The sequence below is a fragment of the Sulfurisphaera javensis genome, assembly GCF_041154675.1.
In the GTDB taxonomy this organism is placed as follows: Archaea; Thermoproteota; Thermoprotei_A; order Sulfolobales; family Sulfolobaceae; genus Sulfurisphaera; species Sulfurisphaera javensis.
Map to the genome: position 1 here is coordinate 1,557,437 of NZ_AP031322.1, position 10,531 is coordinate 1,567,967.

9 protein-coding genes are annotated in these 10,531 nt (G+C 30.4%); 4 read left to right on the top strand and 5 right to left on the bottom strand.

Going from position 1 to position 10,531, the window contains the following annotated elements:
• Positions 1-20 precede the first annotated feature (20 nt).
• Positions 21-851 (top strand): DMT family transporter, encoded by an 831-nt coding sequence (locus ACAM25_RS08700; RefSeq protein ID WP_369609341.1) that lies wholly within the window; start codon positions 21-23, stop codon positions 849-851.
• Positions 841-1,179 carry a hypothetical protein gene (locus tag ACAM25_RS08705; RefSeq protein WP_369609342.1) on the top strand — a complete coding sequence of 113 codons (339 nt, stop codon included), beginning with the start codon at positions 841-843 and terminating at the stop codon, positions 1,177-1,179. Before ACAM25_RS08700 ends, ACAM25_RS08705 begins: the two co-directional genes overlap by 11 nt.
• Positions 1,180-1,493: 314 nt before the next feature.
• Here ACAM25_RS08705 and ACAM25_RS08710 read toward each other — a convergent pair whose 3' ends face one another.
• The 5 genes from ACAM25_RS08710 to ACAM25_RS08730 are packed head-to-tail and all read right to left on the bottom strand — an operon-like array spanning position 1,494 to position 6,380.
• Positions 1,494-2,000, bottom strand: a complete 507-nt coding sequence (locus ACAM25_RS08710) for a hypothetical protein (RefSeq protein WP_369609343.1) — start codon at positions 1,998-2,000, stop codon at positions 1,494-1,496.
• Positions 1,978-2,910 carry an ABC transporter ATP-binding protein gene (locus ACAM25_RS08715; RefSeq protein ID WP_369609344.1) on the bottom strand — a complete coding sequence of 311 codons (933 nt, stop codon included), beginning with the start codon at positions 2,908-2,910 and terminating at the stop codon, positions 1,978-1,980. The genes ACAM25_RS08710 and ACAM25_RS08715 overlap by 23 nt, the downstream gene beginning before the upstream one ends.
• 5 nt (positions 2,911-2,915) lie before the next feature.
• Positions 2,916-3,881 (bottom strand): ABC transporter ATP-binding protein, encoded by a 966-nt coding sequence (locus tag ACAM25_RS08720; protein ID WP_369609345.1) that lies wholly within the window; start codon positions 3,879-3,881, stop codon positions 2,916-2,918.
• A gap of 1 nt (position 3,882) precedes the next feature.
• Positions 3,883-5,331, bottom strand: a complete 1,449-nt coding sequence (locus ACAM25_RS08725; protein WP_369609346.1) for an ABC transporter permease — start codon at positions 5,329-5,331, stop codon at positions 3,883-3,885.
• Positions 5,328-6,380 carry an ABC transporter permease gene (locus ACAM25_RS08730; protein WP_369609347.1) on the bottom strand — a complete coding sequence of 351 codons (1,053 nt, stop codon included), beginning with the start codon at positions 6,378-6,380 and terminating at the stop codon, positions 5,328-5,330. The genes ACAM25_RS08725 and ACAM25_RS08730 overlap by 4 nt, the downstream gene beginning before the upstream one ends.
• Before the next feature lie 182 nt (positions 6,381-6,562).
• On the opposite strand from ACAM25_RS08730, the gene ACAM25_RS08735 reads away from it, so the two are divergent.
• Entirely contained in the window at positions 6,563-7,708 is a 1,146-nt protein-coding gene (locus tag ACAM25_RS08735) for a hypothetical protein (RefSeq protein ID WP_369609348.1), read from the top strand.
• A gap of 149 nt (positions 7,709-7,857) precedes the next feature.
• Complete coding sequence (locus ACAM25_RS08740; RefSeq protein WP_369609349.1) at positions 7,858-10,200, top strand: ABC transporter substrate-binding protein; 2,343 nt, start codon at positions 7,858-7,860, stop codon at positions 10,198-10,200.
• Positions 10,201-10,531 lie beyond the last annotated feature (331 nt).

A 10,531-nucleotide genomic window follows, 5' to 3' on the forward strand; every position in this document is an offset into this window, starting at 1 on the left:
CTTTATCCAAATTTCATGGCGTGAGAGTTAAACTTACAGTATTTAAATACTTATTCCCTTACGTTATTTTTGGCTCATTAAACTATTACTTTGCAAAAGAAGCAGTAACGTATTCCTCTCCAATTATATTTAATTTGATCAGATATATGATATCAACGTTTATATTCTTTATTATAGGTGGAAAATTTATTTTTAATAAGGATATTCTTCAATTATCAATTTATACAAGTTTATCGTCACTGTTATGGGCTTTAGGTTTAAAATATGTTACTCCAGGTGAATCAGCGGTATTAAGTTATACTATGCCATTATTTTCCATTCCTATTTCGATACTTATTTTGTCTGAAAAACCAAGTAAATTAGAACTATTAGGGCTTATTATAGGTTTTTCTGGAGTAGTACTTTACGGTTTGCCTTTATCTTATGGATTTACACTCTTTGGAGCTATTGTTACAGTAGTAAATGCAATATTTTGGGCATTATTTTCTGTGTTCTATAGAAAACTAAGGAATTATGATGCTATTTCAATAAATTTCAGTCAATTTCTTATTGGCAGTATCATATTTAGTTCTTTATTGCCTTTAGATTATGACATTAACTTTAACCCTGAATTCTTTGAGGGAATAGCTTATATTTCAACTCTAGGAGGGGCAATATCTTTCTTTTTATGGAACTTGATGGTTAAAATAGAGAAAGTCACTAAAGTCACAGTATTAGCTTTCTCTGTCCCAATTTTGACTACTATAGAAGATATATTTCTTGGTGTAATTCCCTATAAGATACAAGTTATAGGAATTTCTTTAATGTTCTTAGGAATTTTAATTTCTAGGGCGAGAAAAATTGAGAAATAACATTTTATGGCTTATCGGTGCTGGATTGGCAATAATTCAAATACTACTTGGGAACTCAATGGTATTTTTTGGTGTTTCCTCAATTCTTTTTTACTTTCACTTTATCTTAGCAGTTCTCATTTTAATCGTTTGCATTTATGGAATAAGGGTTACAAAAGAGGTTAGGAGAAGAATTGTTTTAGGGAATCTCTTTCTATTAATTGTTACAAGCATAATAGGCGGAATTTATACTTTATATCCTAATATCTATTTATTACTTTTTCATTTATTCTTAGCACTAGGCATTGTATCTAATTTTTCCGTTTTATATGGTATGGATAGAGATTGATTTCATAGTGTTATAAATTACAGTTCATGAAAATACTAAAATGACTTCTGATTGAAACTATTCTAGGTATTAATTTAAATATTACTAGTCATTTATTATGGTTTTTATCACAAGTTATAAATAATGATCCAAAGATCTTCTGATAGTGCAACGATTTATAATAATATCTAATATACTTTCTTTATATAGATGGCTTTTTAATATAAAAATTCTATCCTTAAAACCCTTTTCTATTATAAATTATTTATCTCTTTTATTATAAAATATAACTGAAATTATCTTGCTTAAAGACGAAGTTGAGAAGAACTGCTACTTTATTTTACAATGTATCCATATTCCTTAATATAATATTCATTATCTATTTCTTCCCAAATAATTATACTGTATATTTTTCCATTGAGATTATTTTCTAAAAGTAGTAATAAAAATTGAATAAATAGATTGCTTAATGGCCATCCGCCCACTATACCTAATGCTATACTTAAGTTAATTGGTATAGGGGCTAAATAAAGCGCCAACAAAGGTAAAATAATAAGTAAAAACGTAGTTAATTGAGTGATAATTGATTCTTTTTTCTGTAGGCTCATCTTAGGTTTTATTTTATATACTCTGTCTTTTTTAAGATATTTCAACGATTTTAAAAGATTATACTCTCTTATAATTAAAAGTCCTATTCCTACAATTATTGAAGAAATAAAGAACGTTAGAAAATTAACGTAATATGAAATTACACCTAATATAACGAAAACTAAAAATGATATATAAAAAACCTTATCAATTTTTAAAAGTCTTTCTTCATCAGTATAAGTGGCATGCGACATAATGTTCTGGCTCAACTTCCTTAATTCTAGGTTCTTCTTTTTTACAAATATCTTTTCTAAACGGACATCTGGGATATAACGGACAACCGTTTGCAGGAACAGGAGAATCTGGCTCGTTTAATTTTGTTTGAATGACATATCCAGGTTCAGGAATTGGAATTGATGAAATTAATGCTTGTGTATAAGGATGTTTGGGGTTGTCTACAATTTGATCTACTCTTCCAAATTCTATTACTTTCCCTAAGTACATTACGTAGATTCTATCAGCAACATAAGCTGCTGTAGCTAGATCGTGCGTGATCATTAATATTGAAGTACCTCGTTCTTCTCTTAAATCTAGAAAGATATTTAATATATCAGCCCTTATAGATACATCAAGCATTGACACAGGTTCATCAGCAACTAAAAATTCTGGGTTTAATACAATTGCTCTAGCAATTGCAACTCTTTGTAATTGTCCTCCAGATAGTTGTGTAGGATATGCAACACTAAACTGCTCTGGAGGGGATAAACCAACAGATTTTAATATGTTATAAATCATTTCTCTTTCTTCTTGTTTACTTTTTGCTAAATGATGTAATCTTATTCCTTCAGCAACTACATCATATACTCTCATTCTTATATCTATTGCGTCAAATGGGTCTTGATATATTATTTGATTTTTTAATCTAAATTCATTTAATTTTCTTCCTTTTAATTCACTTATATTAATTCCATTCCAAATTACTTCTCCTTCAGTAGGTTTAATTAATCCAAGAATAGTTTTACCTAATGTTGTCTTTCCACTTCCAGATTCTCCAACTAATGCTATAATTTCTTTTTCTCTGATTGCAACGTTAACATTATCTACTGCTTTTATTGGACCTCTAGGAGTTTTAAAAATAACTTTTAGATTTTTTGTTTCAATCATGTAAATCACTTCCTTAAGTGGCAAGCAACATAATGTGTAGGGCTTATGTTAACCAACTGAGGTTCCTCTTTTTTACATATATCCATTGCAAACGGGCATCTGGGGTAAAACCTACAACCTTGTGGTGGATTAATTAAATCTGGAGGCTCTCCCGGTATACCATGTAATCTTTCTTTTCTTTTCCTGACATCAGGAATTGATTTTAGGAGTAACTGTGTATAAGGATGCATTGGCGATTTAAATATTTCTTCAGTCTTGCCCATTTCCACTACCTTTCCAGCATAAAGTATAACTATATAATCACTAATTCCAGCTAATAGTGCTAAGTCATGAGTCACAAAAATCATACTAAAATTTCTTTCTTCCTTCAGTTTTCTAATAATGTTTAATATTTGGGCTTGAACAATAACATCAAGTGCAGTAGTTGGTTCGTCAGCTATTACTAACTCTGGGTTTAATAATAATGCTGTAGCTATTACTACTCTTTGTTTCTGTCCTCCAGAAAGTTCGTAAGGATATCTATCTAAAACGTCCAAAGGTAGATTTACAGCCCTTAATTGGTTTACAATTATTTCCATGGCTTCAGCTTTACTAATGTCTTCATGAGCAAAAATTGTTTCTAATAGTTGATCTTTTATTTTATATACTGGATCTAAAACATCCATAGACACTTGTGGGATCCAGCTTATCTTTTTCCATCTAATTTCTTTATTAAATATCTTTTCATCTATCTTAAGAATATCTTTTCCTTCAAATTCAATACTTCCTTCTTTTATTTCTGCATTTCTTGGTAAAACCTTGAAAATACTCTGAACAATTGTTGACTTACCAGATCCAGATTCACCTGCAATTCCAACAACAGAACCTTTAGGAACTTGAAAGGAAACGTCATCTACGGCTTTAACGTAACCCTCCTTAGTTTTGTAATACGTTTTTAATCCTTTTATAGAAAGAATGCTACTGTCTATCAACTTACTCACCTCTAGTCCTATATGGGCTTAGTACATCTTGAAGTGCTGATCCTATATAATAAAATGCTATAGACAATAGTACTATTCCTAATCCAGGTGGAAGAACCCACCACCATGCAAAACCATTAGCTGATGATGCGTTCATGGTGGCATAACCTAGCATATTTCCCCATGTGGGGAAGCCAGTTATTCCTAAACCAAGAAAATCTAAACCGGACTCAATTAATATTACCGTAGGGACATCATAAGCGATTTGAGCAAACACAACACCTAGGATATTTGGCAATATATGTCTCCTAATTATATAGAATGAACCTCCTCCCAGAGCCCTTGCGGCTTCTATAAATGTTCTACTTTTAAGTGACAAAGTTACTGATCTTATTATCTTCATTGTTCCCATCCAAGAAAGTCCAGCTATAATTAAAAGAATTAAATCAGCCTTACTTATTTTTGCTAGAACACCAGATACTAATAATACAGTTTCTAGCACTATAATCAAAGGTAATCCAGGGATTGTAAGGAAGAAATCAGTTATTGAATTTAAAACTAAATCCGTTTTTCCTCCAACGTAACCAGCAACAAGACCAATTACTAAACCAATTCCTACTATTAAAATTGAAGCTAATAAACTTAAAATTAGATCAAATCTAGTTCCATAGACAAATTCAGCAAATACACTAGCTCCATTATAGTCTGTACCTAAAATACCAAATGCTTTTCCCTTATCACTGAAAACTGGGTTACTAATTATAACCTTAGCTGGAGTACTTCCTAGATTAACTACGGAAACCATTACTTCGACATTTCCTGGTTTGCCTAAAGTGTAACTCATAAAACTCAAGGAATAAACTACTTGTTCATATGCACTTAAAGAGGAAAAGAAAGGACTGTCTGATGGATTTAACGACTCACTACTTATAGATATTATATTCAGCTTATTTAATGTGAGCGTTTGTACTGGATATGTATAAAGTAAAGCATAAGATTGTGGAGCATAACTAGCTAAGAAGTAATGATATCCAGTAGAGTTTATAAAATACACATTAACTTGAACTCCTTGATTAGTTTTAGGAGTTATATTAAAAGATATTGAAAAAGAGTATGGATCAATATATTTCCAGTAAAATGAATAAGTAAGATTCACAAATTTACCTGGAGGAATTATTATTTCATATGTGTTATCACTCTGCGTAATAGTTACATTGCCAACTATTCTTGGGCTACTTAAATGAATTATTAAATTAGGCGGATACAATTTATATTGAGGAAATATTGTGGCCCACGAGGGTACAGCATAAGGTCCAGCAACATAATATTCTGAAGTAGAATAAGGATTAGAATAAGGTGTAAGGATTGGTGCTGCAGCAGCTATAAAAACAAAAATAATAAGAATAATTAATGAGATTATAAAGGATTTTCTACTAAATAAATCTTTAATAAATTTATTCATTCATATTTCACCCTAGGATCTATAAATGGATAAATGAAATCCAATACAAGCAATACTATTATTGCGTACAAGTTTATAATATAAAATACTGCTTCCAAGATAGGAACATTAAATGTTTCTGCTGACTGAACTAATAGGACACCCATCCCATAATAATTAAAGATTTCTTCTACGAAAACAGCACCAGCTAAAACGAACGCAAAATCAATGCCTGTCCTTGTTACTGCTGGAATCATAGCATTTCTAGCTATGTGTTTATAAAGAATAGTTCTATTAGATATCCCTCTAGCTTTAAGATAAGTAGCAAAATGACTATTAGATGCATCAATGCCATAAGCTCTAGTTAATATCATTCTTACTCCATAAGATAAAACTGTAAGTAAAATAACTGGTAATGCTATAAACTTTAGAAGTCCAGCAATATATGCGAACCCTTGTAATGGGACTCCATTTTTAGTTAATGCCTCTGCTATATTTGTTGGAACCCAGCCTAATTCGTAACCAAAGACATAGAGAACTATAGCGAATATCCAAAATGCAGGAATAAAGTAAGTAAAGATAGCGATAGTTGAGTTTATAGTATCGACCAGTTTTCCTTGTTTTGTAGCAGATAATATTCCAAGAATAATTGCTAAAACTGTACTTAAAAATAAACTTGGTATAAGAATTAGAAGATCTACTGGTATTGCTTGCATTACTAAAGCAGTTATACTTTCGTCATAGGTCAAGGAGTAACCAAAGTGGAAAGTTAACATATTTTTAAGGTAGTCTATGTACTGAATGTATAATGGTTGATTAAGACCCCATTGTCTATCTATTGCTTCTATTAATGTACTTCTTGAAAGGCCTTTATATGTAGGAGGGACATAAAAACTAGCTGGGTTTACATGAAAAGCAAGAGGAAGAACTCTAAATAGGAAGAACAAGAAGGAAACAATAACTACTAGAAGTATTATCCTTTCAATAAGCCTCTTAATTAAGTACTTTAGTGGAATTCTTCTAGATACTTCAGAAAGGAACGTATTCCTTTTTCTCTCCTCGAGAGCCATATCAAGAATCACCTTATTTTGAAATAATTTTTCTATTAATCTACTACTATATCCTCTTATGCGTTGTATATAAAAGTTATCTCAAATAATTGGCCGTTATCATTAGCTTTACTCTAAATATTAAAAATTGAAATAGCACACTTACCAAAAAATTAAAAATAGTTAATCGTATAGGTGAAGTTATGAATGTAAAACTTGTTTTTGTAAGCATAGTAATTTCTTTAATACTAATTGTAATTATCTATTCAGCTTATGCATATTTTACTTCTCCTAAATATGTAATTATAAAACTAAATAATTTCTCTAAAATATATTCTATTGAAGTAATTAATAATAAAGAATTATTACTTGGTGGAGTATATTTTTTAAATAACAATACCATCCCTCAAGGAGTTGCTGGTATATATTTTTTAAATAACAATACCTTTTTACCCTTTAACATAAGTAATTACTTTAAAGAAGGATATATTTACTCTTTAGGTTATAATGGAACTTTTGTAATGATTGGCGGAAGTACAAGAATTAACGGGACCTTACATAGTAGTTTAGTAGGAATCAACATTCTTACTGGTGAAATCTATAATCTTAGTAAAATTATTCCTTCCTTCTATACTTTAGGTCAAGTATTTGCAATTGATTGGACTGGAAAATACTGGCTAATAGGAGGTAATGCTTATATATACGGTATTTCTCAGTCACCATTCTTGATTCCTTTTTTACTAAAGGTTAATTCAACAGGTTTTCACGATTTATCTCCAGATCTTCCATCAGATTTCAAAGTACAGGGTGGGGCTTCAACAATATATTATATTTACTCTAATAATAATTCATCTTCAATAATCGTTGGCGGAAATGCAGTTAATATGACTGCTACTATCTTAATGAACAGTAAATTTACAAATATTTCATTTAACTTTTTACATCTAGGAGTTTTATTAACAGCATATTATTGGAATGGAAACTGGATAATTGGTGGAGAAAATCTAACAAATCCAGACAATCCCGAACCATTCTTAGCCATAATAAACAGAACACAGGCATATCCAATTAACTTAGAGTACAAACTAGGGATAGTTACGTCAATTACCTCTACTTCTTCAAATTCTCTTTTAGTTTCTTTAAGAGTACCTTTTATTACTAGTAATGGAACGGCATATGGAACTGTAATTCTCTATGGTGATAAAATAAATAATTTGAAGAGTATATTCTCAAAGCCTTATATTGTAATTGAAGAATTAACGAGCTTTCAGAATGAGGCTTTAGGAGTCGGATACTACCAACAAGGAAATAATTTTACTGGAATTATATTAATATTCAAAAACTTCTAATATATCAATTTTTCTATAATAATATTAATAACTAAAGGAAATAAACTCTTCATTATTTTGTTATACATAATATAATGATCAATAATAGCCTTTCAAAAAAATTAAAGAGATACGAAAAAATATATAAAGGTGCCATTTAAAATTATGATATGCAAAGTAGATTAAATAAGTCAACGATATACATATTGTTATTCTTTATATCAGCCTTTATCTTAATAAACGCTGGAACAATAGCAAGTTCATTCGCTATAGCGAACTTTAATACACCAGTGTTAAATTGGAATGAAGTACATTATAATGCGCCATGGGTAGGAACAATAATCTACCTCTACGCATATAGTACACATACAGATGAATATAATGCCTTAATACAAGGAAAAATAGACTTTGCCACATTAGATCATGCATCTGAAATAAAAACTTTATTAACTCAATATAAAGGTAAAATCTTTGTTGGTATTTCACCAGTCGAAAGTTTTGGTCAACTTGTTTTCGCATTTGGAAACAATTTAACAGCAAACCTATACTTTAGATATGCAATAAGCAGTTTATTAAACCCAGAAAATATAACAGATATAGTATGGGATAATGGACTATTAGGACAAGATATACCATATTTTATTAATCCAAAAATATATGGTGAATGGTTTAATCCTCAAGTTATAACTTATTACGAGAAGTATGAATCTTATAACTTAACAAGAGCAGTAATGTACTTAGAAAAAGTACCCGGTATTACTCATGTAAATGGACAATGGTACTATAACGGAAAACCCTTAGTATTAACTTTCATTTATCCAACGAGTAGTACTCCAGCACAAAGATTTGCTAGTTACTTAGAGACACAAGCAGCAGCAATTAACTTAACAATTAAACCAGAAGCTACGACTTTCGGAGAACTAATAACTTTAGCAACTACAGCACCCTATACTGATTTCAACATAACAACATTTGGTTGGATTAGTTTAGGTGCGGATGTACCAGCATGGTTGTCTATTTACACTAATCCTCAAAATGTAGGTGGTTTCTCTAATTCAACTATTGATAATCTAATAACTGAATCTGCTACAGCACCAACTTTGAACGATTCAATAAACCTTGTGAAACAGGTCGAATATGATTTGCAAGTAGAATTACCTTATATAATAATAGTTTGGAGCAACGCTATTCAAGGAGTTTACTTACCAAATTGGGCAAACTATATTTATCTTAATGTAACTTCAGTATATTCAATAAGTATTTTCAATGTACATCCTACAAGCAGTGCTCTAAATGGTACATTTATCTTCTCTTCTGTAAGTGGAGATACTCCAAGGCATATGAATCCATATGCAAGTGTAAGCTTATATGCATTTAACACGTTAGACGATTTATATGATTCATTAGCAGTGATAAACTATACTATGCCATCCACTGTCTCGCCACAAGCCTTAATACCCTGGGTAGCTAAGAACTGGACAATTGTCTATATTCATAATGTTACATTACCTGGTAATAGATATATACCAAATGGTACAAAATTAATAGTGAATTTAGTTCATAATGATACATGGATTGATGGAGTGCCACTAACGGCTTATGATGTTAACTTTACAATATGGTGGTATGACATACCAGGAATGATGGGTACTAACACATTTGATGGATTACATGTAAACTATACATATTTGGTAGATAATGGTTATATAAATTCTGATCTATTCGATACTATTCCTGCAATTGTGTGGACTAATGTTACTGGTCCATATCAGATTGTAATATATTTGAATAGTACGAACTTCTTGAATGTGTACTATACTCTTACTGAATTCCCAATTGTTCCAGCTCATATATTTAATACTACTAACCCAGCAACTGTATATGCTGAAAAAATTGCTCCATTAATATCTAGTGGCCCATATATTTGGGGAGAGTGGAATGTACCAGCTGAAGAAATAGTTGTTCATGCTAATTTGCACTACTTTAGAATTAACCCATTATTGTTCTTGCAAACTGTAAAACAAGGTCAAGCAGCAACTTTCACTGCTAATATAACTGCATATAGTTGGGATAACTCTACTGATATGTTAATACCTACACAGATAAGTAATGCTACAGTATATGTTTATCTTAAGTACTTAGATGTTCCCGGGCATACTTATACTGATGTTACTGTTAATGGAAAACCGTATATGGTTATTGCAAAGAATTTAGGTAATGGAATTTATCAGGCTACTATAAATACTTCTATGTTACAGCCGGGCTTATATGAGATTGTTGCAAAGGCAGTTTGGACAGTTAATGGACAGATGAGAGAAGAATTTAGTTATGGAAGCCTTAATGTAACACCAGTTATCACTACTACGACTGTTGTTCCGCCTACTACAACTACATCGATTCCGCCTACTACTACAACAACTACTCCAAGCATTAACGTTGCTTTAGTAGCTGGAATAGTAGTTGTGATTATTATAATAATAGCTGTAGCAGTGATATTCTTAAGAAGAAGATAAACTTAATTTATAAATTTTTTTTTATTTTATTATATAAGATAATTCTGTTTTTATTATGCTTCTCTTTAATCTGATTATAGTAAGTTTAGTTAGTATATTGCCTTTGAGTAATTAGGTATCTAGTTCTTAAAATATGTTTCTATGTCAATAAGCTAAATCTCATAGAAATAAATCGTTTTAATTAAGGACTAAATTATTATTAAATAAAATTTAATATAATAAAATGATAATAGTATATAATATTGTTATTTCGTAAATTTATATAATTTATGCTTGATAAATTTATAGTGCCATTATTAAGGCATAAAATTAAGATATTTGTAGCCTTTAT

Excerpts from the sequence above, each read along its gene's own strand:
- ACAM25_RS08710 (WP_369609343.1), bottom strand. The coding sequence starts at position 2,000 with ATGTCGCATGCCACTTATACTGATGAAGAAAGACTTTTAAAAATTGAT.
- ACAM25_RS08715 (WP_369609344.1), bottom strand. The coding sequence starts at position 2,910 with ATGATTGAAACAAAAAATCTAAAAGTTATTTTTAAAACTCCTAGAGGT.
- ACAM25_RS08725 (WP_369609346.1), bottom strand. The coding sequence starts at position 5,331 with ATGAATAAATTTATTAAAGATTTATTTAGTAGAAAATCCTTTATAATC.
- ACAM25_RS08730 (WP_369609347.1), bottom strand. The coding sequence starts at position 6,380 with ATGGCTCTCGAGGAGAGAAAAAGGAATACGTTCCTTTCTGAAGTATCT.
- ACAM25_RS08735 (WP_369609348.1), top strand. The coding sequence starts at position 6,563 with ATGAATGTAAAACTTGTTTTTGTAAGCATAGTAATTTCTTTAATACTA.
- ACAM25_RS08740 (WP_369609349.1), top strand. The coding sequence starts at position 7,858 with ATGCAAAGTAGATTAAATAAGTCAACGATATACATATTGTTATTCTTT.